The organism is Bdellovibrio sp. HCB185ZH (assembly GCF_047302455.1).
GTDB lineage: Bacteria > Bdellovibrionota > Bdellovibrionia > Bdellovibrionales > Bdellovibrionaceae > Bdellovibrio.
In genome coordinates, this window is record NZ_CP178624.1 from 3441323 (window position 1) to 3466691 (window position 25369).

The 25369-nt window shown below is 45.6% G+C and carries 26 protein-coding genes; 11 read left to right on the plus strand and 15 right to left on the minus strand.

The window, feature by feature from the left end:
- Positions 1–13: 13 nt before the first annotated feature.
- Positions 14–484 (minus strand): hypothetical protein, encoded by a 471-nt coding sequence (locus ACLSU7_RS16755; protein WP_413293043.1) that lies wholly within the window; start codon positions 482–484, stop codon positions 14–16.
- Positions 485–492: 8 nt separating this feature from the next.
- The gene (locus ACLSU7_RS16760; protein WP_413293044.1) at positions 493–1707 is read right to left on the minus strand and encodes a hypothetical protein; all 1215 of its coding nucleotides are present in this window, start codon (positions 1705–1707) and stop codon (positions 493–495) included.
- A 256-nt stretch (positions 1708–1963) separates the two neighbouring features.
- Between ACLSU7_RS16760 and ilvA the strand changes: the two genes are divergently transcribed.
- Positions 1964–3181 carry a threonine ammonia-lyase gene (gene ilvA / locus ACLSU7_RS16765; RefSeq protein ID WP_413293045.1) on the plus strand — a complete coding sequence of 406 codons (1218 nt, stop codon included), beginning with the start codon at positions 1964–1966 and terminating at the stop codon, positions 3179–3181.
- On the opposite strand, the gene ACLSU7_RS16770 is transcribed toward ilvA, so the two are convergent.
- Positions 3174–3965 carry a substrate-binding periplasmic protein gene (locus ACLSU7_RS16770; protein ID WP_413293046.1) on the minus strand — a complete coding sequence of 264 codons (792 nt, stop codon included), beginning with the start codon at positions 3963–3965 and terminating at the stop codon, positions 3174–3176. The genes ilvA and ACLSU7_RS16770 overlap by 8 nt on opposite strands.
- 227 nt (positions 3966–4192) lie before the next feature.
- On the opposite strand from ACLSU7_RS16770, the gene ACLSU7_RS16775 reads away from it, so the two are divergent.
- The gene (locus ACLSU7_RS16775; protein ID WP_413293047.1) at positions 4193–5197 is read left to right on the plus strand and encodes a hypothetical protein; all 1005 of its coding nucleotides are present in this window, start codon (positions 4193–4195) and stop codon (positions 5195–5197) included.
- A gap of 42 nt (positions 5198–5239) precedes the next feature.
- Here ACLSU7_RS16775 and msrA read toward each other — a convergent pair whose 3' ends face one another.
- Genes msrA through ACLSU7_RS16790 form a run of 3 tightly spaced genes read right to left on the minus strand, consistent with a single transcriptional unit; the run spans position 5240 to position 8598 of the window.
- Positions 5240–5737, minus strand: coding sequence for a peptide-methionine (S)-S-oxide reductase MsrA (gene msrA, locus ACLSU7_RS16780; RefSeq protein WP_413293048.1), 498 nt, complete (start codon positions 5735–5737; stop codon positions 5240–5242).
- A 59-nt stretch (positions 5738–5796) separates the two neighbouring features.
- Positions 5797–7215 carry a hydantoinase B/oxoprolinase family protein gene (locus ACLSU7_RS16785; protein ID WP_413293049.1) on the minus strand — a complete coding sequence of 473 codons (1419 nt, stop codon included), beginning with the start codon at positions 7213–7215 and terminating at the stop codon, positions 5797–5799.
- 3 nt (positions 7216–7218) lie between these two features.
- On the minus strand, positions 7219–8598 hold the full coding sequence (locus tag ACLSU7_RS16790) for a hydantoinase/oxoprolinase N-terminal domain-containing protein (protein WP_413293050.1): 1380 nt from the start codon (positions 8596–8598) through the stop codon (positions 7219–7221).
- A gap of 93 nt (positions 8599–8691) precedes the next feature.
- Between ACLSU7_RS16790 and hisC the strand changes: the two genes are divergently transcribed.
- The gene (gene hisC, locus ACLSU7_RS16795; protein ID WP_413293051.1) at positions 8692–9837 is read left to right on the plus strand and encodes a histidinol-phosphate transaminase; all 1146 of its coding nucleotides are present in this window, start codon (positions 8692–8694) and stop codon (positions 9835–9837) included.
- A 41-nt stretch (positions 9838–9878) separates the two neighbouring features.
- Positions 9879–10532: a (d)CMP kinase gene (cmk, locus tag ACLSU7_RS16800; protein WP_413293052.1), complete on the plus strand. Its 654-nt coding sequence runs from the start codon at positions 9879–9881 to the stop codon at positions 10530–10532.
- A gap of 69 nt (positions 10533–10601) precedes the next feature.
- Here cmk and ACLSU7_RS16805 read toward each other — a convergent pair whose 3' ends face one another.
- Complete coding sequence (locus tag ACLSU7_RS16805; RefSeq protein ID WP_413293053.1) at positions 10602–11222, minus strand: UdgX family uracil-DNA binding protein; 621 nt, start codon at positions 11220–11222, stop codon at positions 10602–10604.
- Positions 11223–11439: 217 nt separating this feature from the next.
- Here ACLSU7_RS16805 and ACLSU7_RS16810 point away from each other — a divergent pair, with 217 nt between their 5' ends.
- Complete coding sequence (locus ACLSU7_RS16810; protein ID WP_413293054.1) at positions 11440–11841, plus strand: hypothetical protein; 402 nt, start codon at positions 11440–11442, stop codon at positions 11839–11841.
- Here the strand turns inward: ACLSU7_RS16810 and ACLSU7_RS16815 are convergent, their stop codons facing one another.
- The 6 genes from ACLSU7_RS16815 to ACLSU7_RS16840 all read right to left on the minus strand — a co-directional run bounded on the left by ACLSU7_RS16815 (position 11842) and on the right by ACLSU7_RS16840 (position 17234).
- The gene (locus tag ACLSU7_RS16815) at positions 11842–12279 is read right to left on the minus strand and encodes a hypothetical protein (RefSeq protein ID WP_413293055.1); all 438 of its coding nucleotides are present in this window, start codon (positions 12277–12279) and stop codon (positions 11842–11844) included.
- Positions 12264–13421, minus strand: a complete 1158-nt coding sequence (locus ACLSU7_RS16820) for a hypothetical protein (protein ID WP_413293056.1) — start codon at positions 13419–13421, stop codon at positions 12264–12266. The genes ACLSU7_RS16815 and ACLSU7_RS16820 overlap by 16 nt, the downstream gene beginning before the upstream one ends.
- A gap of 181 nt (positions 13422–13602) precedes the next feature.
- Positions 13603–14427 (minus strand): S1 family peptidase, encoded by an 825-nt coding sequence (locus ACLSU7_RS16825; RefSeq protein WP_413293057.1) that lies wholly within the window; start codon positions 14425–14427, stop codon positions 13603–13605.
- Positions 14428–14589: 162 nt separating this feature from the next.
- Positions 14590–15483: an alpha/beta fold hydrolase gene (locus tag ACLSU7_RS16830; RefSeq protein ID WP_413293058.1), complete on the minus strand. Its 894-nt coding sequence runs from the start codon at positions 15481–15483 to the stop codon at positions 14590–14592.
- 141 nt (positions 15484–15624) lie between these two features.
- Complete coding sequence (locus ACLSU7_RS16835; RefSeq protein WP_413293059.1) at positions 15625–16134, minus strand: hypothetical protein; 510 nt, start codon at positions 16132–16134, stop codon at positions 15625–15627.
- Positions 16134–17234 carry a hypothetical protein gene (locus tag ACLSU7_RS16840; protein ID WP_413293060.1) on the minus strand — a complete coding sequence of 367 codons (1101 nt, stop codon included), beginning with the start codon at positions 17232–17234 and terminating at the stop codon, positions 16134–16136. The genes ACLSU7_RS16835 and ACLSU7_RS16840 overlap by 1 nt, the downstream gene beginning before the upstream one ends.
- Positions 17235–17656: 422 nt before the next feature.
- On the opposite strand from ACLSU7_RS16840, the gene ACLSU7_RS16845 reads away from it, so the two are divergent.
- From ACLSU7_RS16845 to ACLSU7_RS16870, 6 genes are all read left to right on the plus strand, one after another.
- Positions 17657–19459, plus strand: coding sequence for a 30S ribosomal protein S1 (locus tag ACLSU7_RS16845; protein WP_181604829.1), 1803 nt, complete (start codon positions 17657–17659; stop codon positions 19457–19459).
- Between the two features lie 172 nt (positions 19460–19631).
- Positions 19632–20627 carry a signal peptide peptidase SppA gene (gene sppA / locus ACLSU7_RS16850; RefSeq protein WP_413293061.1) on the plus strand — a complete coding sequence of 332 codons (996 nt, stop codon included), beginning with the start codon at positions 19632–19634 and terminating at the stop codon, positions 20625–20627.
- Positions 20628–20630: 3 nt separating this feature from the next.
- Positions 20631–21260 (plus strand): HIT family protein, encoded by a 630-nt coding sequence (locus ACLSU7_RS16855; protein ID WP_413293062.1) that lies wholly within the window; start codon positions 20631–20633, stop codon positions 21258–21260.
- Positions 21257–22006 carry a rhomboid family intramembrane serine protease gene (locus ACLSU7_RS16860; protein WP_413293063.1) on the plus strand — a complete coding sequence of 250 codons (750 nt, stop codon included), beginning with the start codon at positions 21257–21259 and terminating at the stop codon, positions 22004–22006. Before ACLSU7_RS16855 ends, ACLSU7_RS16860 begins: the two co-directional genes overlap by 4 nt.
- Before the next feature lie 106 nt (positions 22007–22112).
- The gene (locus ACLSU7_RS16865) at positions 22113–22301 is read left to right on the plus strand and encodes a hypothetical protein (protein ID WP_142701115.1); all 189 of its coding nucleotides are present in this window, start codon (positions 22113–22115) and stop codon (positions 22299–22301) included.
- 225 nt (positions 22302–22526) lie between these two features.
- A complete protein-coding gene (locus ACLSU7_RS16870) occupies positions 22527–23201 on the plus strand; it encodes a hypothetical protein (RefSeq protein WP_413293064.1) in 675 nt (224 codons plus the stop codon).
- Between the two features lie 51 nt (positions 23202–23252).
- On the opposite strand, the gene ACLSU7_RS16875 is transcribed toward ACLSU7_RS16870, so the two are convergent.
- Together ACLSU7_RS16875 and ACLSU7_RS16880 are read right to left on the minus strand one after the other, a co-directional pair.
- The gene (locus ACLSU7_RS16875; RefSeq protein WP_413293065.1) at positions 23253–24188 is read right to left on the minus strand and encodes a hypothetical protein; all 936 of its coding nucleotides are present in this window, start codon (positions 24186–24188) and stop codon (positions 23253–23255) included.
- 16 nt (positions 24189–24204) lie between these two features.
- Positions 24205–25167, minus strand: a complete 963-nt coding sequence (locus ACLSU7_RS16880; protein WP_413293066.1) for a L,D-transpeptidase family protein — start codon at positions 25165–25167, stop codon at positions 24205–24207.
- Between the last annotated feature and the right edge of the window lie 202 nt (positions 25168–25369).

Sequence of the window (25369 nt, forward strand, 5' to 3'; positions counted from 1 at the left end):
AAAAAGGGGATTTTTATCCGCCTTCTTCAGAGTAGCGATACTGATTCTGCGTGGATTTCATCAGCTGTTTGGCATCTGTCGGGGAAAGTTTGCCCACTGCCTTTTCAAAACTAGTTTGTAAATCCTTATTGGGCTTTTTCTGATTATAGGCTTTCTTGTAAATCGGAACAAGTGCCACTGAACCTGGTTGGTAGCCATCTTTCTTATTGTATTCAGATGCCGTCAGCACGATCTCTTCCAGCAGACGTTGGTCCTCAGGTTCTTTCAAATACTCCGTCACCGCTTCATTGAGGCTGCGATTGATTGAAGCTGTCGATTTCAATACAGGATCGTTATCACCCTTTACTTTGTAGACACGCATATCTGGAAGGCTAGAAATCATTTTCTTCGCTCCGTCCAAGGCGTAAAGGGATTCGTCGGCTCCCGCTTGCGCGTGGAAGCTTGTCATAAAAATAAATGTCAGAGCCCATGCAAACATTTTCATATAAGTTCCTATGGCTTAATCATGACGCCAATGATTTTGTACGGGTTGCCAATTGCTTTTTGATCTCTGGCCCTTTTAGAACCGGTCAAAAAGTCATTGGGAGTGAAGAAGTCACTGACGTAGCCTCCATCAGTTCCCCAATCCGTTTTAATCTGAATATCACCGTAATGTGTTCTTCTTTTATTAGCATAAACTATGATGGCTCCCTTCGGAGCATCATCAGCACTTTTAATAATGCCTTTGTATTTTCCTTCTAACAAGTTCACAAAACCATGCTTCTTAAGGGTCTCAACGGCTCCTTGTGCGGGCACACCATTAGGACGGGTTTTTACCAATCCGCCAGCGAGCATCGCATCTTTGACGTACTGATAACATTGGCCTTCGGAATCACGTTCAGCGTTCCTAATACCGGATTTAATAGTTTTTTGAACCGCGGCACTTGTGGAGTAATTCATAATCTCGGGGAATTCTTTCCACTCATTGCTGGTCATCGTGTATTTGCGTTTTTTAAACTTCGCAAGAGTCGCAGCAGCTTTTTTCTCAGCCGCTTCTTTTTTGTAATCGACCACGTTTTCAGAGGCCTTTTTTTCTTCGGCTTCTTTAGTCTTGCGGTTCTTCGCTATTTCATCATCCAGAATCTTGTCAGCGACGGATTTCATGGCCTCGTGATTCGCGCTGGTGCCGCAGGAGTTATTCAACAAGCAGTTGTTGCCTGTGCCAGCCTCAGTCTGACTGCGATCGCCAGTTGGCATCGCCTCATTCGGGTCGATACTTTTGTCGTCTGCAGGATTTGCAGGGGACGGAGCAGGGATTCCTTCACCGGATTGTCGAGCTTTAGCAGTCAGAGCGTTCTCTGGATTTTGTACTTCCATGTCTTTGGTATCACGGAAAGTAATCCACGGATTTTTCTTGTTATAATAAACCCAAACTTCATCTCCAGGTTTGGCATTGGTTTTACCTTTGCCAACTTCAGTCAGGCGGATTTTCACTCCGTAGGACCCCGGGGATTTCATACGACGAGATTCAACAACGGTTCCTTTTGAACCTTGAGTGACGGTCGTTTTGATGTTTTTTGAATTTTTAGAAAAATCGGCAGAGGAGCGACCAAAAAGATTTCCAGTTAACACGACTTCCTGAAGCTCTTCCGGAACTTGCGCAAACGCAGAACTCCAAACAAGCATCAAAGCTGTCGTTAAATTTAGAAATCTAAGTCGGTTGATCAAATTGATACCCCTCCCTAGACTTTTCGGTGATTTTGCCGAAATCATGAGTCCTTTTGAGTATTTCCGCTTAATATATGATAACTATGAGACATAATATTTCTTGAGTTTTCCAGCTTTAAGACGAAAAACTGAGTAATTACGTATGTTTGGAGTCGTTTTGCATGCCCACCCGCAGAGGCATCACCTCTGTGAAACCACCTTGCCCACGCCCCGATTTTAGAAGAAAGTAGGCGAATCAACAGGAGTTCCGGTTTCTATGCCCAACGATATGAAAGTAACTTTCGAAGACATTCAGAAGGCACGTCAGCTTATCAAAGACATCATCAGCCCAACAGAGATGAGTCATTCCATCAGTGCCAGCAACCTGTTAAAGAGCGAAGTTTACTTTAAATTCGAAAACACTCAGCGTACCGGAAGTTTTAAATTCCGTGGCGCCTACAATAAAATTTCAAACCTGAGTGCTGAAGAAAAAGCCCGCGGTGTTGTGGCAAGTTCCGCCGGAAATCACGCGCAGGGCGTGGCCTTGTCAGCGCGTTTGGCCGGTGTTCAATCCACCATCGTGATGCCAGAAAATTGCTCTATCAGCAAAGCCACGGCGACTCGCTCCTATGGCGCGAACGTCGTTCTAAAAGGCGAAATTTACGACGAAGCTTACGAGCACGCACAGAAACTTGAAAAGGAAAACGGTTTCACTTTCGTCCATCCATATCAAGATCCTTATGTGATCGCAGGACAAGGTACGATCGGTCTTGAGCTTCTTGAAAAAGTTCCTGATCTGGATACGGTGATTGTACCTATCGGCGGTGGTGGACTGATTAGTGGCGTGGCCCTGGCAGTAAAAACCATCAATCCTAAAGTGCGCGTGATCGGTGTCCAAAGCGATCGCTCCCCGGGGATGGCTTGTCTGTACAACAAACAAACTCAAGACCAAAAAAAGAAACGTGCGGCAACAATCGCCGACGGTATTGCGATTAAAAATCCTTCGCAAATTATCTACGACAACTTTATTTCAAAGTATGTCGACCAAGTCGTGACTGTCAGTGATGACGAAATTGCTGAAGCGATCGTGTTCTTGATGGAGCGTGCAAAAACCGTTGCCGAAGGTTCCGGTGCTGCAGCCATGGCAGCAGCTATGCATCGTGGTCTGGATTTGGGCAAAAAATGCTGCGTGATTATCAGCGGTGGCAACATCGATTTAAATATCGTCAGCAAAATCATCGATCGTGGTCAGGCTCTTCGTGGGAAATTGTGCGAGTTGTCCGTGATCGTCGATGACTTGCCAGGAAACCTAAGCAATCTGACTCAAGTTATTGCTTCTGAAAAAGCCAATGTTTTGGAAGTTCGCCATGACCGCGTTTCTCAAGGCTTGTCTTTGCGCGAAACGCGTATTGATTTCGTGCTGGAGACTTCCAGCATTGAACACGTGGAAAGAATCAAACGTGCATTGGAAGCCAGCGGCGCTAAGATTATTTAGTCGCCGTTTCTAAAGCTTCTTGTTGTTCCCAATCTGTCAGGCCGTACTTAGCCAAAATGCGAGCAAGCTCGCCATTTTGGCGCATCTCTGTGATGCCTTTCGTAAAGATCTTGGCATAGATTTCAGATTTTTTATTAGCGGGTGAAAAGGCGATGAAAAGTTTTGCGTCGTTGGCCACTTGAGAGCTGACCGGTTTGTATTCATCAGGACTTAGTCCCATGTTCGCCAAATTCGTTTTTAGCACCGTTTGATTTTCGATAAAAGCATCCAGACGTTTGCTTTCAATCATTTTGATAATTTGATCCAAAGGATGCTCGCCCGAGATGGAAATAAAAATGTCTTTGTTTTCAGAAACGATGCGATCCATGTCGCCACCATAAGCGTAGCCATTGATGACGCCGATTCTTTTACCAACCAGGGAAGCACTTCCTTTGTAGGTCCACGTCGAATCCTTTTTAACAAAGAAAAAGTCCTGACCGTGTCCCAACGTTTTTGTCGGGAAGACAAAGTCGGGGGCGTCGTTATAGTTTGCCCCGACAATCGCAGTCGCTTTGTTTCTGCGAGTCTCGCTGACTGCGCGAGCCCAATTGACCATCGAGAAATTTACTTTGTGCCCATTTTTTTCGAAAATTTTAGATACGACTTCCACCATGTAACCGGGATCTTTTGCGCTGTCACAGACGTACGGACACCACGCATCTGATCTGACCAAAATGGTATCCGCCATCGCGACCGATGTTCGGAATCCGATTGTGAGCATCATTGCAGCTATCAGCAGTTTCATTTCTGGAGCCCCTCTTAACTTACAGACTGATAATTCGTTACCGTGTCTTTTCGCAAGTTTCCAACCCAAACTCGCAAATTACGGAGTTGTAACTGGTACGTGGCACATAATTTGGAGTTTTTGCTCTCTGCAGAATGAGAGAGAAAATAACCGCAGATAGTGTTCCACGAAAGTGACTGAAAGTGGCAATTGTCCACTCGTTGAACACACCACACTGGGATGTATTTATGAAACATAAGATCTGTTTGTCGGTCCTTTTACTATTTTCGATGGTTGCGTGTTCAGAGTTGAAAAAAGTCGATGAAATGCACGACGCCACGGTGAAGATGAGTGATACCACCGAGGATATGAAAAAGAGCACAGGCGAGCTTAAGGATCAAACCGATGAGCTGTACGATGCTCTTCGCCAGGGGAATGCTTTGCAGCTTCGTCGTGAGGCTTATAACTCTGTTCTGCAAGCGCCGACGTTGTTCAAAAAAATCTCTGAAGCAACCAAGTACTTCATGTCCTACGAAGTCCAATTGTGGAATGGCCTGGGTCAGGATAGATCCTCTGCCAAACGAGAGCTGTTAGAACAACAAGCAGCCCAGGAATTTTTCATGGAAATCGAAGAGCTTGCTCAACGTGATAACAGTGTCGATCCGTTAGCTGAACCCGATGCCAAAGACATCACGTCCCGAGACAACTTGACGGCGTCTTTCAATGCGATGGCGGTCGCCATGGATCGTACGAACCGCAAGCAGGTCGAGAATGTGGATCGCCTGGGCGAAACGGAACTTGTCAGCATGTACAGTCTGATGGAAGAAGCTTTGCTGGCTCCGCGTGATATTCCCCAAAAAGGTTCGATACGCGAAGTATTGGCTCACGAAGAAAAAGCCATTCAAATTTTGCAGACCCGTTACAACATGTTCCCGCTTATGTTCATCGATATGGTTTCAAAACTGGGTGATAAAAATCTGGTGATGCAGGCAAAGACTCTGTTGATGGGCTGGGATCTGGATATGTCAGGTATGAATGCGACACAGGTGGAATATCTTAAAACCGAAGTTTTACAAAAAGGTATCGACGCCAAGAATCTTTTGATCAAGCTTGGAAAAACGCCGCAAATGGATTCCAAAGTGAAACGTCTGATCGATAAAATGAAAGTGCAAAAGGGGGCAGCGAAACTGAGCTTTACCGAAGCACAAAATCAACAGACTCTGATCAATATGCTTAAAGAAATTCGCGAGTAATAATTAAGCCAAAAAAAAGGTCCCCCGAGGGACCTTTTTTATTTAAAAATCAACTTTACGAACAAAATGGCAAGTATAGCCACCTGGGTTTTTCAGAAGATAATCTTGGTGATAACCTTCGGCGGACCAAAACTCAGGAGCCTTGGCAACCACTGTGGACGCAGGTTTGCCCCACGCACCGGATTTATCTACGCGAGCGATCACTTTGGCTGCGGTTTCTTTTTGCTCATCAGAGGTAAAGAAAATTTCGCTGCGATATTGAGTGCCGATGTCATTGCCTTGACGGTTTACCGTCGTCGGGTCATGAATTTTAAAGAAATAAAGCAAAAGATTTTCGAAAGAAAGCTGCTCAGGATTGAACTCCACCTTCACAGTCTCTGCGTGGTTTGTGGTTCCTGTTTTGACTTCGTTGTAGGTCGCGTTCTGAGTATTGCCACCCATATAGCCCACTTCGGTTTTAATAACGCCCGGAAGCTTGCGCAACAGGTCCTCCATACCCCAAAAACATCCACCAGCTAAATACGTGACTTCTGTCTTCATCGAGAACCTCCTGTGACTAAAGCAAATACCTGGAATACTCCGACAAAGTCGGAGTGCAACTATTCTACCACGACTTTTGTTTCCGCGCGACCATAGCCTCCGCCTGTGCCTGAACACAGACTTAGGACCTCACCCTTCAGGATTTTTTGTTGACCGGATACAGGCAGGTTCTTGGAGCTTTCACCATGTTCCAGCATCACTTCTGCGGCATCACCGTGAGAACATGTTTTGGGTAAGCGAGGGCGGTGTAATGTCATGTCCGTTAACCACGAAACTTCGATATCTTCCAACGCTTCCATTTTGAAAATCAAACCGCGACCGCCGGAATGTTTGCCTTTTCCACCTGTGGAATTTCTGCGATCCATGCGTTGCACACGCACCGGAAAACGACGTTCCAAAGTTTCAATCGAAAGACCTTCGATGTGGGCGTTTTGCCCATCGTGTTCCGCCGTCGCACCTTCGCCACCTTCAATATTCAGGTACGCTTTGGAATCACCATGATTCAACTGCAACATCACCGGAGTGTAAGCGTTCAATGCTTTTTCATGTTTGCTATGAATGAAAGTCAAAGCCAGATCGATCGCAGTTTGTACAGCGGCCACTCCGCAGGTCATACCCTTTAAAGTAGAAGCCGGATATTTTGCCATCAACCAGCAGCCCGCAGGTTTTGTCACTTGCAGAACTGAAAAGGAGCCGGAATTAGCGTAATTTTTAAAACCATAGAACTTGCTGATCGCATGGAAGCAAACTCCATACGTCGCAGATTCCGTCAGATGTAAAGTCTTGGCAGCCGATGTGCCCCCGAAATCAATCGCGACTTTACCGTCTTGAATTTCCAATTTCACACGCAGCAATTCGCCGCTGTCCAAAACCACATCCACGCGTGTTTCGCCCGAAGCCTTTTCAGAAATTCTTTGCACAGCCATTTTTTTGGAAAGTTTCACGTACTCTTCAATCAAATCACCAGTGACTGAAAGTCCGGTGCCTTCGATTGTGTCATGCAGGCGTTGAGCCGCAACAATCAAATCCGCACATTGAGATTTGATCCACTCCGTGAATTGGGGAGGGCAAGCCGGGTGCGCACTCATCGCTCCCAGGATCATTTCGTTCAACTGGCCTTTTTGGCGCAGGGGAGTGGGCGGAATACGCAAGCCTTCTTCCTCGACACTTTTTACCAGCTTCAGATACTTACCCAAAGGACGGCGCGTGACCCATACCAGATCTTCAGAAACGGCCATGATGAAAGTGATTTCATCTAAAGTCGTTCCGCCGCTGTAAGGATCGTTCAGAAGCGCAATATCGCCTTCGTTCAATTTCAAATATTTGGTAACCGTGCGAGCCGCTTTCACCAGAGTGTCGTAAGAAACAGGATTGTTTCCGCGAAGTAACAAGACATCGCCTTCGTTGGTTAAAAGCGCTGATTCACCTTGAAGAAAATCAGAAAGCAAAGAGTGAAAAAGTTCGATTTGATAAGACATAGCTTAAACCTTTGCCTTCGTGTCGGATTTGCTGAAGGCAGCCTTGGTGCCGACGGCAATCACCGCGCGGGCTTCTGCGAAATCTTCGTTATCAAAAGAAGCATTCGGATCTTTTTTGAAACCATTGGCGAAAAGATCCGCCAAAGGACCCGTAACTTTGACTTTTTTATTCTGACGATGCATCAATGATTCCATCACGATTTTTTGCATGCCCAGACTTTGCAATTCTTTGATCACGGCCGCTGTTTCCAGGTTGCGGTCATAGCTGGCTTTAATCAAAGTCAAAAGGCTGTTTTTGAATTTTTGAATGCCCGCTGGAACCATGCGATCCTGCAAACCATCCAGTTTGCCCAGTTTTGCATTCTCAGTCCAAAGATCCATCAAAGTGGGTTTTTGCCCGCGACCAAAACTCATCGGTCCTGGCTCCCAACCTTCGTTACGTTGGTTGAAATCGAAATGATTGAAATCATTCAGTTCCAATCCTTGCGTCGGTTGCACCGCCAACTGTCGGATTTTCAGGCTTCTGTTTTCAACTTTGCCCCAAGGACTTTCCCAGATCTCACTCCAGGATTGCGGAGAAATTAAAACGAAATCTTCAAGGCCTAAATGCAAAACGTCGGTTTTTGCGTCTTGGTACTGAAAACCCAAAGCGCTGTAGGAAGCAAAAAGACTGCCCACGCGTTTGTGATTTTCATTTTGGAAAACTTCGCCTTCAGCACCAACAAAGTAAACTTTGTCTTCAGTAACGGCATCTTTCAAAGCTTCCAAAAGGTCTTTTTTCAAATCCTGAAACAGACTGGAAATCGTCGCGTTCAGAGCATTTTTTCTCCAGCGTGTGACTTCGTCCTGATTTTCAGTTTTTTCAGGGATAAAGACTTCGATATTTTTCGATTGGAAAAATTCCTGCGCCTGTTTTTCGTGGGCGGGATTGATCGTCGCATGCAAAAAGTGCAGGCACACTTTTTTGATCTTCATCAATTCAAGTTTTGCGGCGATGCTTTCAAGTTCTTCGTTTGCAAGGGGTTGAATCACTTGCCCTGAAGCCTGGATTCTTTCGCGAACGGAAAAATGCAACTCCTCAGACGTTAAAGCAGAACCTGAACAGCCACGCAGTTCCAGCCAATTTTCAAAACCTTCGGTCGTCACGTGAGCCACGGCGCCGGAAAGTTTGTAATCCATGAGTCTGTCAGAAATTCTTAAACTCACGAAGGTTTTTGCGATCACTTTATCTTTGTGAGCAGAAACAAATTGTTGAAGAGAATTTTTTAAATTCTCGCGGGACAGGTAGGCGCGTTTGGCAGCAATTGTTTTAGAACCATCCCACAGAATGTATTCTGCGAAGGATTCACCAACACTTACCCCGAACATGAAACTGTTTTGCATTTTTAAACGCTCTCTATTGAAATCGCACTAGAATGTGTTAAAGCTAGGCGATCAGATATAGCAAACAAGTCCCCATAAGAAAAGGATTGTTACGTGAAGATTTCTCCAGAAATTTTAAACCTCGTGCCTTACAAACCCGGTAAACCGATTTCAGAAACTCAGCGCGAGTACGGATTGTCTAAGGTTTATAAGCTTGCCAGCAACGAAAACCCTTTGGGCCCAAGCCCAAAAGCGATGGAAGCGGTTAAAAAGGCACTGGAGCACCAAAATCTTTACCCAGATCCTTCACATTATGAGCTTTTGCAGACGATGTCCAACGAGTGGGGCTTTCCTAAGCAGCAGTTGGCGATTGGAAATGGCAGTGATGAGCTGATCGACTTGTTAACGCGCATTTTTTGCGAACCAAAACAGGGTGTTTTGACCTCTGTGGCGGCATTTAATGCCTATGAAGTGAGCGCAGGCGCCAACCGTGCAGCTCTTCATAAGGTTCCTTTGACGGAAGGCTATTGCTTTGATTTGGAGGCGATTGCCGATTATTTCATGGCTCACCACCAGGAAAAAGACATCCGTTTGATCTTTATTTCGAATCCAAACAATCCAACGGGGACCTATGCATCAAAAGAGCAGGTGGAGTCTTTCCTAGCCCGACTTGGAAACCGTGATGATGTGATGATCGTATTCGACGAGGCTTATAACGAATTCGTTCGTGCTGAAGACTACGCATCGGCGCAAAATTACATCAACAAATACAACAACCTTATCGTTTTACGCACCTTCTCAAAAATCTATGGCCTGGCGGGTTTCCGCGTGGGTGCTATGATTGCGCCACCTACGGTGGTTGAAGTTTATAACCGCGTGCGCAAGCCTTTTAATGTCAACGATTTAGCGCAAGTCGCAGCAAATGCGGCTCTGCAGGATAAAGAATTCCTACAACGCTCGCAGCAAATTTGCTGGAAAGGGCTTGATTACTTCTACAAGAAATTAGAAGAATTAGGCCTGCCGTACATTCATTCCCAAGGTAACTTCGTCATGTTTGACACACTTCGTGACGCGGTGAAAGTCAATGAAGCTTTGCTTCGTCGTGGGATCATCATGCGACCTGTTTTGAACTATGGTTTCAAAACGCATATGCGCTTGAGTGTCGGTTTGGAGCATGAAAACGAAGCAGCTATCGCAGCTTTGAAAGAAGTGCTGAAAGAAATTCCTGTCTTGGCGGGGACGCCAATTCCGACAGTTTAAAGAATTTTAAGTGCTGGTGTAGATAGGATTTTGGAGTGGAAATGGGATTAGTTGTAACGATCGATGGACCTGCGGCATCTGGTAAATCTTCAGTAAGCCGTGAACTTGCCCGCCGTCTTGGCTGGAAATGGGTTTCTACAGGTGCCTTCTATCGTGGACTTGCCTATGCTGCTATTCAATTGAAAGTGAACCTTGATGACGTGCAAGCGTTGTCCGAGTTAACTCACAATCCTATCTGGAGTGTTCGCCTAGAACCAGATCGCACGCGGGTTTATTTTCAAAATGAAGATGTCACAGATGCTATTGCTCACGAAGACGTGGGTAACTTTGCTTCCAAAGTCAGCCATTACCCTGAAGTTCGTAAAGCTCTTTTAGATGCGCAACGTAACTGCAGCAAAGGCGAAGACGGTTTGGTGGCCGAGGGCCGCGATTGCGGAACTGTGGTTTTCCCCACAGCTGAAGCAAAAGTTTACCTGACAGCTTCCAGCGCACACCGAGCTGCTCGTCGTGCGACTGAATTGGGTCTTGATGAAGGCGACATGGCCAAAGCTCAAAAGCAACGCGACCATCAGGATTCCACTCGCAAAGTGGCGCCCATGACTGTGCCTGCAGATGCTTTCGAATTGGATTCAACAGAGTTGGATCTGAATCAAGTCGTCGACAAAGTCGAAGCCTTCGTAAAAACTAAAATCTAACGCAAGCAGTTGCTTCTCGTCGGCGTACAGGAGTACGCCTCCTTGGCGTGCCTCGCATAAAACAATTTTCTAGCGTTCGGTTGCAGAAATTTTCTTCCAGATCATTTTTAAATCTTTGATCAGCTCGTGGCGGAGTTGATCGGCTCGTTCGCGATCAGGGTTGCGCAAAATCGCCGAGGGATGCCAGCTCACGTAAATTGACGGGGAGTCATCTGACTCTGCAAGATCTTTTCCGCGTTCAGTGGAGATTTTTGGATTCCTTCCTAAAACACTTTTCCCCGCAGTTACACCTAAAGCTAAAATCACTTTCGGATGAATCACGGAGATTTCGTCTTCCAACCAATGATGGCAGGCATTTATTTGCATGGCATTGGGCTTATCGTGGATGCGACGTTTTCCCGGTGCTGCTTGTTTAAATTTGAAATGCTTAACCGCGTTCGTGAGATAAACTTCTGCCAGAGGCACACCCGCAGCCTCCAGGCATTTTTTTAGCATCGCCCCCGCAGGTCCCACGAAGGGCTCACCTTGCAGATCCTCTTCGTTGCCCGGCTGTTCGCCCACGATAATCAATGAGGCCTTGGCACTGCCTTCTCCGAAAACAACTTGAGTCGCGTATTTATACAAATCGCAGTCACGGCACTTCTCCGCAGCTTTTTTTAATTTATCAATACCACCCAAGCTTTTTGCCATGAGGATATATTGCCGAAAGAGGAACTTGTGGCATTCGCTAATATGTTATCCGTGTTGAAACTCAATCACCGTAATTCCACGAATGTGCAGTTTTAGGCCAGGGGCTTTCCTTTTTTCATTAAAAAGGAAGGGAATCGCATTCTACTCAAACGAATGCGATTTGGTGTTCGGCCCGGCATTTGTATCTCAGGTGGCATTGGTTGTCCCGGAGGTCCTTATGACGAAAATTCTATTAATACCCGCATTGCTTCTTATGAGCTCCCTGGCTCACGCTGAAAAAGATGTGGTGGTAACTTGTAAGGGGTCTGTTAACGCCTCCATGAAGCCTCAAGAAACGTATACCGTGAATCTGACTGAGTTCGGCGACGTGGTCCTTGAAGGCCAATCACCCAAGTCTTCGCAGATTTATGTCAAAGTCGATTCCATCCACGTGATTCAAAAAAATGACGACTCTGGATTAAAGCTGGAAAGTACCAAACGTCAGATGGGTATGACTTTGTCTCGTCAGTCGATTGATATCGACTATAAAACGGGAAAAGGCCTGGCCCAGGACACATTGACTCTCAATGCGGCTGGCTCCAAGCCTCGTTCGATCTATCTTGCTTCTTGCGCAAGATAACTATTTTTTAGTGAATACACAGGTCCCAAGATCTTTTTGATCTTTCTTTTGGTTGATCGTGATAGTTTGTGCCGTCACGATCACCGATTTCAACGAAGAATTTTTGATACTGCCTTTGCAAACTTCTTTAACTATTCTCGTAAGCTTCGTTGAAGTGTCATTGTCTTCGCGAGTGGAGATCAAATGATCTTCGCAGCTTGTATCGAAATCAGAAGGCTCTTTGAACTCCTTATTCGATAGAGAGAATCTGTCCTTACCAATTTTCAAATAGGTGTCGGTAATATCGCTTTTTTTAACTTCAAGCTCAGAGCAGTACTCTTCATCACCGGAAGTCAGTTCGTATTTCCCCAATGATAAAGTGGGAATACTTTCAGCTTGCGCAACAGATGAAAAAGAAATGACCGCAAGACTAAGAAGAGTGATTACTTTTGAAAACATAGTCTGAACCTTTCCATATGAGGCATCATTTGTCTCTGTACACGTTTACCACGAAGAGGGCCCCAGTAGCTACCAGGACTTGTTGCATTGCTAGAACCAACCAAATCCTTACGCATGATCGAAATCGCGCATCGGGCTTGTCCTTCAGCAGTTGCGACGTTGCTGCATTCCGGTCCGCGTGCATTTTCCCGACGAACAGCAGCACTTTTTTCCATCGTCCAAAGACCGATACCGACATCTGGATTTAGGATACGAGTTCTACCACTGCGATCCACATAAGTTTCACCATGCACTGTGGAAGCATTGCACGTCACGTTTTCCTCGCGAGCCAGTGCGGTCCAGAACCATGTCCAAGCCATCATCTTGTTTTGATCACTGAGAGAGTTAAAACGAGGGCACAATTTTCCTAAAGCATTGGAACTTGTAAAGTCCTCTTTATAACCGGGACGGGACATCAAGCTGATCATCTTTTGCCCCAAAGAGCCTGGGCGACCCTGTGTGTTCATGATCTTCATACAAGCATTAGGAATCGTACGTTTCGCAAGAGCTTTGCCGCCAGAACTATAACGAGTTCTTTCAGGAGCAATTGTTGAACGTTGACCTTCTGTTGTTGGGGCAGCTGCCGCCACAGAGCAAGCGGTGCAATTAGATTTTTTAACAGCTTTATTCGCTTTATTCACAGCTTCTACTGCTTCAGCAGTGCGTGCCGATTTCTTTTTGGTGCTTTCCGGATCTGCAATGGCTGGCTTGTCGGTTTCAACACGCGCCGCTTTGGCTGTGGAAACACTGGAAGCGCTTCGGGCTTGATTCCAGTTGCTTGGCATTTCTGCATACAAGCTCAAATCAGATGCGCCGTCTTTATGATAGACCCACATCTCGTCGCCCTGGAATCGACCATTCAATACGCGGATTTTAATCCCGAAAGAACCAGAACGAAGCTTCTTGGTTTCAAGAATTTCTCCACGAGTTCCGCGTGTTAATGTCGTCACAATATTGTTATCACCACGAGTGAATGATCCCGAGCTGCGACCGTTTAGCATACCTTTTAATTCTACATACTCTTCCTTGCCGGTAAAACCCGACAATAAAGAGATACATAGAGTCCCTGCTAAAATTCTTTTGTAAAGCCTAGTGATTTCCATATCCAAAAGGTAGTGCAAGGACCAGGCACAGTGGGCATTGTGAAACTTCCGAGTGTTTTCACAACGTTACCCTGGAGTGACCTCATCTCATTTGTTAACTGTTTTGGAGGAATCGGAGGATTGTCACCGGGGTGTCAACTGAGTGAGCACCCTCGGTGTTTCTCAAAATGAGACATGTGATTTACTGAAGGCTCGGAAGAGTCTTTTCAATCCAAGGAAGGATGGATTTGGAATACATGCCGGTCGCAGTTCCGTGGCAGATCGTGCTTTCCGTCATATTGGATACATAGGAAGTAACAGCCAGAATCTGCTTTTCTCCGTTTACTTCAACAAAGATAGGTCCACCAGAGTCACCCGAGCAAAGACCACCATCCTGTTGTTGAATCGTTACTGTTTCAGTGGAAACTCTTACGTCGCGAGAATAGCTTTTCAATTTGGAGCGAAGAAACGCAGAATCTTGTTTTGTTTCGGAGGTTTTACCGTAACCAACCAACGTCACTGTATCAGAGCTTAGCTGATCACCCATATAAAGTTGGCTGATATCATAGTCTGCGGGGATTTTAGATTTCAGGCGAACCAAAGCCACGTCATTTTTGATTCCTGAATATTTGGAATCTCTATAGTTATGATCATAAGCAAAAGAACTTGCAGCGACACCAGTTTTTGAAAGTCTAAAGCCTGAAGAGCAGGTTGCGTCTGTGACGAAATAAGCCTTCATTTCCGTATTGCCTTTTACGCAATGGGCGGCAGTTAAAATCACATCGTCAGTGATTGGAGTCCCAGTGCAAACAGAACTTGCGGGATTTCCGTCTGAATCGACAGTGCTTCCTATGAGCATGACGACCTTTTTAGACAATGGATCGGACTTGGATGTCGAATAGCCACCGACGATGCCTGGTATACACTCGCCAACAAGGTTTTCTTTACTTTCTGATGAAGCAGTACATCCGTTAAGTAACGCCAAACCCACAAAAAGACTTACAGAAGAGATCATTGTTTTTTTCATGGAAACAGCACAAAGCAATATGTAGGCCCGTTATAAAGCAATACCTTCAGTTTAAATGCCGTAGGAAGCTGCAAATCTGACTAGTTCTCAAACAAGTAAGGAATTAAATTCAACGGAGGAACCTTTAAGGTGGGGCCATCTCATTAAGATAGCCCCATCCTGCTAGTGGTGTTGCGAACTGATCTGATCACTCAAGCGACCTTTATTTCGGCCCGCCGTGATTTCAGATTCAGCACCGAAAAACTCCAGCAGATCCGCATTGAATCTTTCAGCATGGGTTTGGGGAAGTCCGTGGGGAGCGTCGTCATACACTTTAAGTTCCGCGTTCGGTATGAACTTCACGGCCTCGATAGATGAAGCAATAATAGGAACAATCTGATCATCACTTCCGTGAATCAACAAAGTCGGGATGTCCATTTTTTTAAGATCTTCAGTGAAGTCCGTTTCAGAAAATTGTTCGATGCAATCATACTCCGCCTTGATTCCTCCCATCATTCCTTGCAACCAAAAAGAGTCACAGGTGCCTTCGACAGTTTTGTGCATCATGCGGTTGAAGCCATAAAACTTTTTAGAAAGATCCAGGAAAAACTGCGAGCGGTTGTCGGTGACACCTTTACGAATGTCATCAAAAACCTCAATCGGTAGACCTTCCGGATTCTGGGGAGTTTTTAACATCAATGGAGGCACCGCTCCCACAAGCACAGCTTTGGCGACACGAGTGGAACCATGGCGACCGATATAGCGAGCCACTTCGCCGCCACCCGTGGAGTGACCCACCAAAATTAAATCCTGCAGATCCAAGTGATCAATCAATTCTGCCAAATCATCGGCATATTGATCCATCGTATTGCCTTCGAAAGTCTGAGACGATCTCCCATGGCCGCGACGATCATGAGCGATCACGCGATAGCCTTCGTTGAGTAAGGCCAGCATTTGTCCATCCCACGCATCGGCTGTTAGAGGCCAGCCGTGAGAGAACAAAACGGGTTGTCCCTTGCCCCAGTCTTTATAGAAAATTTTAGTGCCATCGGAAACAGTAAAGAAAGAGGAACTCATAGGATATCCTTTCCCATATAAATAACTGTTGTGAGTCACAATTAATTTACCAGTGGGTAAGGACAAGATCATGCAATAGGCGCCTCTTTGAGAAAATGCAGAAGCCAAAGGTGTGTAACAGCAATTCGAGAATCCCAGACTTCACGTAGCGGAAGGAAATTTATCGCGAAAGACACGTAAGGCATAAGTCAAAACGAACACAATGGTTTGGGTCACAAGCTTCAGCAGAAAGTTATAAATTTGCACCAAGACCGGGGCCTGATGGGTTAAAGCAAGCTCACTCACAATCAGGATTATGACTGCAACAATAAAAGTTCCGATGACCAGATAGTAGTTAAGCTTTCGCAGGAAAACGACCGGGACTAGGGGAACTATTGCGAGGGTGATGTTCGCTTCCAGAGTCGCCGGTGCAATGTTAAGGGTGATAGTGATTCCGGCCAGCATTAAAACACACTGAGCGAGAACCGCCGCAAAGTTATGTCTGTCCTGCTTAAAGAATTGTGCACCGAAAATTCCCAGGCACGCACAACCGAAAAGCAGCCATATTTTTAACGGGTCCACATCAAAGATAAGATAAAAGATGCAGAACGCCAGGCAAGCGAACCAAATACTTGTTAACACATATCGAGCGGTGGCATTTCGGTTGTTCATTAAAATCTCTCCGCAAGTAAAAGAGCTTTAGCCGCCACAGCTGTCGTATACGCAGATGATCTCCACACCACCGGATACCGAGCGACAAAAGTCGCCGCAAAATAAACTTCACCTGGCCAATACACAAAACCATTTCTGTCTTTGGTGCTCATTCCGGACAAATAATCAGCGCCATCGCGAACCGCCTCACGGTGTCGGGGGTTTTCAGGATCACCTAATTGCGCCAAGGCACTGAGTGCCCAGGCGGTGGACTGAATGCGATCAGGACGACTCATGTATTTGTTTTTCCAACCGCCGTTGCGTTTTTGTTTTTTCAAAAGAAACGCAATCAGATTATCGCGAGAGGGCTCCAGGCAACTTCCACCTTGGTGAATAATTTCCGCCATGGTGTAGGGTAGAACATAGCGGCTGGGATAATACATCCCGCAGTAAAAGAAATCTTTTTTGATCGCCATCCGGTTTAAGTGATTGCAGGCCGCTTTGTATCCAGGCCCGTCGGTGCGTTTCGCCATGGTCAGCATTTTTAAAACATTCGCATTCACCACGCAGTCCACATCATTGCGGTTGAAAGGCACGCGCGTCCCGTTGTTCGGCCGGGCAAAAAGATTGCGCGGCATTTTGGGATCCATGTCATCCCAAAGCCAGGTTAAAAAGGCGCCGGTGTTTTTCTGTCCTTGTCCCGCATTGTAAATATGCGGCTTGCGATTCATATCCCGCGCCGACGAGAAGGCTTCCATCACTGAATCAGGCAAAGGTTGATAACTGTGCTCGCCCTGGTGAATTTTATGTCGATACTGCAAAGTCGTGTATGAAATCGACGTGGTGTCTGCATCGGGCGGAATATTGGCAAAGCCCTTAAAGCGGGGAGCCAGGTACATGTAACGCGGCTGACGAACTTTCACGCCTCGGTAAGTTGTGGGTGGATAAAAGTTAAAAAGCTGATCCCAATAATAATTTTTAAATCCCGCCACAGTTTTTTCAATCATCGGCGGAATGGAATCATATTCCGGTGCTAGAAAATAAATCTCTGCCAAAACATTGGCGACCGAGGCCGCGACAAAAGCGGTGGGTTCTTCATAAGGGTGATTAAATTTTCCCACTCCTACATTCGAGGGTAGGTAAGAGGTGACTCGCGCCACCCATTGTCCGGGGTCATAACCTTCCTCCCCCGTGGTCTGATAGTGCTCAATAAACCGCAGGGCCGAGGAAATTTGGCCTCTGTATTGGGGTCCTGCGAAACAATACGTTCCCGCAAGCGAAATTATAAAAAGAATGAATAGCGCTCTCATCGGGCCTCCCACGCTCTCAGATCAAATATGTTCGAGATAAGGTGGGAAAGCACGGGGTAGGTAAGGGCTGCTGTTAGCTTACAATTGTCACCACTTTGAAAAGGCTAACGAACCGCGCAAAACCTTTGACTTCCGCCCCCTTAGCTCGCTACACCATTGGTTCGCCAAAGAGCGAAGAAAGGTACGGGTAAGGTCCTAGAGGCTTTACTACGTGGAGGTATTTAAAAAACGATATGACAAAACAACTTAACAAGGCCGAACTTGAAAAACAGAAAGTGCTAGCTTTCTTGGATGCAGAAGATTCTAAAGTCGCTGCTAATCCTGGCATCTATGGTGCAAAAAAGTCTGACAAAGGCGAATTCGATTCTCTATTCGAAGCGTCCATGAAAGAGCAAGATTTCAAAGTTGGCGACGTTGTTACTGGTACTGTAGTAGAAGTTCAATCTGACTACGTTCTAGTGGACATCAACTACAAGTCTGAAGGTTTGATTGCTATCAATGAATTCCGTATTGTTGACGGCGTTCGTGAAGTAAAAGCTGGAGACAAAGTAGAAGTTCTTATCGACCGTATCGAAAACGAAAACGGTATGATCGTTCTTTCTAAAGATAAAGCAGACATGCTACGTGCATGGACTGATATCTCTAAAGCAGCAGAAAACGAAGAAGTTATCGAAGGTACTGTTGTTGCTAAAGTTAAAGGCGGCTTGAGCGTTGATATCGGCGTTAAAGCATTCTTGCCTGGATCTCAAATCGATCTACGTCCGGTTCGCAACATGGACGTTTACTTGGGCAAAAAGTTCAAATTCAAAGTTATCAAATTCAACAAAAAGCGTGGCAACATCGTTCTTTCTCGCCGTGCGCTTCTTGAAGAAGAACGCGACAGCTTGCGTTCACAAACTCTTGACACTATGGCAGAAGGTTCTGTTGTTACTGGTATCGTTAAAAATATCACTGACTACGGTGCGTTCATTGACCTTGGTGGCATGGACGGTTTGTTGCACATCACAGACATGTCATGGGGCCGTGTAAAACACCCTTCTGAAATGTTGAATGTTGGCGATGAAATCCAAGTTAAAGTTCTTAAATACGACAAAGAAAAAGAACGCGTATCTTTGGGCATGAAACAGTTGCACAACGATCCTTGGGAAACTGTTAAAGCTTCTTACCCAGCAGGCACTAAGCTTAAAGGTAAAGTTGTTTCTTTGGCAGAATACGGTGCATTCATTGAGCTTGGCGAAGGCATTGAAGGCCTAATCCACGTTTCTGAAATGTCTTGGACTAAACGTGTAAAACACCCTTCTCAAATCGTTAACGTTGGTGACGAAGTAGAAGTAGTAGTTCTTGAAGTTGACACTGAAAACCGCCGCATTTCTTTGGGCATGAAACAGCTTCAACAAAATCCTTGGATTGAACTTAAAGAGTCTTACGCTCCAGGTACAATCATCGAAGGCGAAGTTAAATCTGTTACTGACTTCGGTATCTTCATCGGCATCGAAGAAGGTATTGACGGCCTAGTTCACATCTCTGACTTCTCTTGGACTAAACGTGTAAATCACCCAAGCGAAATGTTCGCTAAAGGTGCTAAAGTACGCGCAGTTGTTCTAGGTGTAGACATCGAAAACGAAAGATTCTCTTTGGGTATCAAACAACTTGAATCTGATCCTTGGGCTAACATCGAAAACAAATACGCTATCGGTACACAACACGACGTTAAAGTAACTAAAACAGCTGATTTTGGTGCTTTCGTTGAGCTTGAGTCTGATATCGAAGGTTTGATCCACATTTCTGAACTTACAACAGACAAAATCAACTCTGTTGAAGACTTCATTAAGCCAGGTCAATCTGTAAAAGCTGAAGTTATCTCTATCGACAAAGACGCTCGTAAGATCGGTTTGTCTGCGAAACTAGTTAAACTTCGTGAGTCAAAAGCTGACGTTGATGACTATGTTAAGAAAGCAACAGCAACTTCTAAATCAACTTTCGGTGACTTGTTCGCTGACCAGTTGAAAAACATGAAGACTGACGGCAAGCAATAGTCTGACTCCTCCGGTGTGAACCGGGGTGTCACATACTCCGACGCGAGTCGGAGTATGTAGCTACTCCGGCGCGAGCCGGAGTGAATCAGACGCTTGGCGTAATTGACTGAAATGTCGAAAAAGGGGAGCCTACCAAGGTTCCCCTTTTTTTATTTCAGCAGGAGTCAGCAGCGTGGCGCAGAAGTCAGGTTTCTTCAAAAAACTCATTATCATTATTTTGGTTTTCATCGGTATCGGCGCTGTCCTTAAAGCAGGATCCGGAATGTTCGGTGAACAAGAAAAAAAGCTGACGGCTAAGAACACCATCCTGCAACTTGAAATGAATGGCGTGATCCTGAACGGTAAACGCTTTCTTAAAAATCTAAAAAAATATTCTGACGACAATCGCGTAAAAGCGATCGTGATCAACATCAACTCTCCAGGTGGATCGGTTGGTCCTTCTCAAGAAATCTATCACCATATCAAGCAAGTTCGTGAAGAGCTTAAAAAACCCGTGGTTTGCGTGACGACCGGAGTGATGGCTTCTGGTGCTTACTACTCAGCCGTTGCATGTGACAAGATTGTTGTGGCTCCAGGTGCCTTGGTAGGCTCTATCGGTGTGATCATGGAATTCGCGAATCTTGAAAAGCTTTACGATTGGGCCAAAGTTTCCCGCTACTCTATCACATCTGGAAAATTTAAAGATTCAGGTGCTGAGTACCGTGGCATGCGGGCTGATGAAAAAGAGCTTTTCCAAAACATGATCAACGAAGTCTATGCGCAGTTCAAAGGGACTGTGGCAAAGGAGCGCAAGCTTAAAGAAGAAGTCGTATCTGAGTACGCTGACGGTCGTGTTTTCACAGGTGCCTTTGCCGTGAAAACAGGTTTTGCGGATCAAGAGGGTTTCTTGGATGATGCTATCAAGCTTGCTGCCGATATGGCGAAACTTGGTAAAGACTATGATGTCTTTGAAGTTCCTAAAAAGAAAATGAGCATCTTTGATTTCGGCGACAAAGAATCTGAAGACGATATGAATTCCCTGGGGGATTATGCAGACCTTCTTAAAGGCAAAGCGGCGGTAGCTGCTGGCATTACTCCGGGAGTGAATGTTGAAGGTGCGGTGAAGTACCTGCTTCGTGCAAAATACTTGAACCAGCCTTTGTACATGATGCCAGGCTACTGGGAGTAGTTGATGGCAAAAAAGAAAGCGCAAAAAAAGTCTTCAGCTAAAAAAGCAGCGACAAAAAAGTCGACGCCTCAAAAAACAGGCAAGAAGCTAAGTTCTTCCGCTGAAAAGGCTGCGATTTGTATTAATCAAAATGTCTGGCCGATGGAAAGAGATGTTCTGTTCCGTCCAGACCGCATGAAATACGTGCGTAAGTTGATTAAGCCTGAGGGTTGCGTTTTCTGTAATGCCGCGAAACACGAAGCGTCCTTTGATACTTTGTGTGTTTACAAATCTAAGCACTCCATGGTGGTTCTGAATAAGTTCCCATATAACAGTGGCCATGTTTTGGTTTTGCCACTTCGTCACTGCGGGGATTTGTTAAAGCTCAGTGATGCAGAATTCACTGACGTGCAAAATACGATTCGTCATACGATGGCAGCTATCAACTCGATTTATGAACCCGGTGGAATTAATCTGGGACTTAATCATGGGGCGGTAGCGGGTGCGGGGATTCCCGAGCATCTTCACTACCATATGATTCCGCGCTGGGCGGGGGATCTTAATTTCTTTCCGTTGATTGCTGAGACCAAGGTCTTGGTTGAAAGTCTCGAGCAGACCTATGAGAAGTTTTTGGAGTATTTTAAAAAGATATGAATAGAGGCGTAAGTTTTCAAACAGCTCCCATGACTCCTGCGGTGAAGTGGTTGCTGATCATCAATGTGGCGATTTGGTTCCTTCTGCAAGTCATGGTGGAGGGATTCGCTAAGATTCCTATCACGCCGTACTTGGCGCTTTACCCGGGTAAAGTTCTTTTCAATTTCGAGATCTGGCAGCTATTTACTTATATGTTCGTGCACTCTTTGCAGGTCACGCACATTCTGTTCAACATGCTGATGCTGTGGTTCTTTGGTGCCGAGCTTGAGCAGCGCTGGGGTACGAAGTTCTTCCTGACTTATTATTTCGCTTCAGGCATCGGTGCTGCGATTCTTTATTGCGTAGGTGTTTGGGGATGGGCTTTGGCGACGGGTTCGGAAACGGGCTTGATCGTTCCAGTGGTTGGTGCTTCGGGCGCGATCTTTGGTCTCTTGCTGGCTCAAGGGATCATCTTTGGCGAGCGCATCGTTTACTTCTTTATGCTCTTCCCAATGAAGAACAAATGGTTCGTCGCCTTGATGGGCTTGGTTCAGTTTGCCTCCATGATGACATCTGGCGTCACGGGTGGGGAAGTGGCTTACTTGGCCCATTTGGGCGGTATCGTAGCCGGATTCATTACTCTTCAAATAAAAGCGTGGTTTGTACGCCAGGATTTCAAAAAGAAGGCCAAAAACAAGGGCCGAAACCTTCGTTTAGTCGTTGATAACGAGAAGAAGAGCGACAAACCACCAAAGTATTGGAATTAAAGAAAGGGCCTGTAAGGGCCCTTTTAGTTTTTAGGGGCTGCCTCTGGACAAGGCGGGCGGAGTTCGCTATAAATTAGGGCGATTATCTATCTTAAAGGAGCACGCGATGTCTTTGGCTGAAGCTAACAAAAATCTTAAATGGGATACTAGAATGACTGAAGCTAAGGTTAACTCTGGTGAGCTTAAAAAGGATGAATTGCAAAAGCACCTTGAACAGCTTCCTGACCTTGCTCATAACGTTGAGAAATTCACGATCGACGGTAAATCTTCAACTTCTAACGAAGAATCTCACTAAGATTTTTCGACAAGTTTGAATCTGAAAAGCAGCCCCCAAAAGTCTGCTTTTTTTATGTCTTTTTTGACCGACCAGTCCGTGGACACACGGATAAATGCTGCCTGTTGCCTCCTCCGCAACAGTTTAAAACCAAATAGAGCCATTCCGGCTCCGATCTGTTTGGCATAAATCGTGATAAAGCCTCATTCGGTATGAGAATTTTTAATTCATTTAAAGGATGTGCTTATGAAATCACTTTCAGTATTGGTAATGGGTTGTTTGCTTTCAGTTGCTGCTGTCGCGGCGCCGGGCGATCGTATCGCGGAAAAAGCAGATCGTATTGCAATGGAGCTTCGTTACCGTGGTCACGATTTGTCGCAATCTCAAAGAGAACAGATCAATAAAAATCTGGATTCTATCCGTCGTATTTTGGACGGCGATCTTGAGGGCCCGGGTGGTGGTGGAGATGCACGCTATACATGTGTGTCTCGTGATAATGATGGTCGTGCTCCTTACTCTTTAGCAGTCCGTGAAGGCATCAACGTAACTCGCTTGCAGATCACTTACGATACATTGCCTAGTTGTGAGCAAGCGATGAACTCCATCCGCTATATCGGCTACAAAGGTTTGATCTGTACTTCTCGCGACAACGACGGCAGAGAGCCAACTTTGCTAGCGATGCTTAACGGCGGCCAAGCTGTTCGCATTTCCAAAACAGTTATGACTAAAACAGATTGTTTGGAAACTCTTAGAAATCTAAGACCAGACCGCAATAACAATATTGTTATGTGTGTTTCCAGAGATGCTGACGGGCGTAACCCGTATGTTGCATTGAGCTTGAATATGAACAACGGCTCTGTACAAACCGGCACAGAAACTTTCAATAGCATTTCTGAGTGCAAAAGATTTATCGGCCAGTAAACGGTTCATAAAAATAAAAAAGCAGCCTCTCAAGGGCTGCTTTTTTTATTCTTATAGACCGTAGTACTCAAAAACTCTTAAGGCGATTTGAAATTCCGCTTCCAAATCCAACGGGTCAGAGGCGAGATCAAAAACGCCTTCCTTCGAAGGCTTGTGAATTTTCGCAAGCTTCTTTTGCGCTTCCTTCCAGTAACGTTCTTGCCACTGGGGATTTGTCACGCGAGTGAAGAGCTCATTGATTTCCAGGCTGCGCTCGGTGGCATCCTTGTTCATTTTCTTTTGTCCTGGAAAAACATAGTCGACAACTTTGACGATGTCTTCAGGATTAACCAGTTCCAGAGTGCAGTAAGTCGCGCACACCATCGCCAACAAGTACTTACGGTAAGTAGCCAGATCTTTGGTGTGATAAGAGTGCTCGCCACCCGAACGGTAAATCACTTTCAGATCTTCGTAAATCGGGGAAAGCTTTTTACCCAGCTCGTCTCCCAAGGCCAGATCCAAAACCACCACCAGGCTTTCTGCAAAATTCAAATAACGGCGAAACCCCGTGGCGTCTTTCGGTGCCGGTGGCAGCAAGCGCCACAGCACGCGGTGATTTTGTTCGTGATACAGGGAGATTTCATTGAAGCGCCCTAAGGCTTCCAGTTCCTTGTCAGGGTCAGCTAGTTCGTGAGAGTGATCTCGAAACCACAAAAGTTCTGACCAAGACGGGGAGTATTGAATCACGTCAGCAAACAGGTCTTGAGCACTCAGGGAGCGCATCGTTGAGCAAACTTTGGCTTCAAAGACTCCACCCAATTCCAAATACATTTCCCGGCTGGCGCGGTACAGGGCACTTGAATGCAATAGCTGCGCATCCAAGGGATACTCATCCAATGTGATCTTTTGCAATTTTTTGGAAGTTGGCAGATTTGAAAGCAGTTTTAGGTCTGCAAGAAAGTCTTGGACGTGCGAAGTCGCAACGGCGGAGGGCGATTTTTTCGTCATTTATCGCCCCTTAAGATTACTGAGTTTGCTGGATGTTGCCAGCTTGAGCTGTCATAGAGTTCTCGCGAGCGATCGCAGAAGTCACAGCTTTGGAATTAAACGGAGCCCATTCTTCACGAATGATTTTATAAGTGTCGCCCGCTTTCACAGCGTAGATCGTTTTCACACCATAATCGATGTGCTTGTCAGATTCATAGCGTTGCAGCGTTTTCACCAACAACTGCTCGTTGTGAGCAACGATGTAAGGCTGGGAAAGGTGAACTTTGATGAACTCGTACTGTTTTTTTAAGTTGGACTTGTGAGTTTTCCAGGAAGCGAAGTTAAAGCCCGGAGCTTTAAAGTCAGCATCATAGTAGCTCATATACTTGTCGATATCTTGAGCTTCCCAAGATTGTCTCCAACCTTCGATGAAGTTGTTCAAAGCCACGCGGCGTTTTTCGTGCTCGTCTTTTTGAACATAACTAACATGATCGAAAATCAAGATCGGTGTTTCATTCAACTTAACGTAGTCAGCAAGTTTTTTAATAACTTCATTACGAACCACCACGCAACCACGGGAACCGCGAGTCAATGGCACCGTGTCGGGGATCGCATGAAGCCAGATGCCAGAACCTGTTTTGTTTTCGCGCTTATCGAATAAATTTGGATAATTCGTGGTAAATGCCAGACCACCATAAAGGTTGAATGGAATTTCTGGTTGAGTTAGGCGCTTTTCCAGGAAGTAGATACCTTCCGGAGTTCTGGCATCATCACGCTTTGTTTTATTGCCACCGTTTTTACCGATGTCAGCAGGGAACTCTTCAACTTTTTTGATTTGTTCGCCATTGCGTTCGAAAACAGACAATTTGCGTTTTTCTTTGTCGACCAAGAAAACGAATTTAGAAAAGGCCTCTGTCTCCGAGATCTGCAGCAGCGGTGCTGGTAGCAAATCGGTCGCCTCAAGTTGAGACGGTGCAGATGATACAGATTCCGCCTTCACAGGCAAACACGATAGTAATATTAGGGAGCCAGAGAGCAAAATTCTCATAATATATTATTTCGGAAGATTGGTGATTTTTGTCAAGCCTCAGAATGAAATTGTCTAAACGTTAGACGAAATGTCGGAAATCCCTTAAGAAAATTTGAAGTCCCCACTGTTAAGACCTAGGACTGTTACACCGATAGCTTTAAGGAAGTGAGAG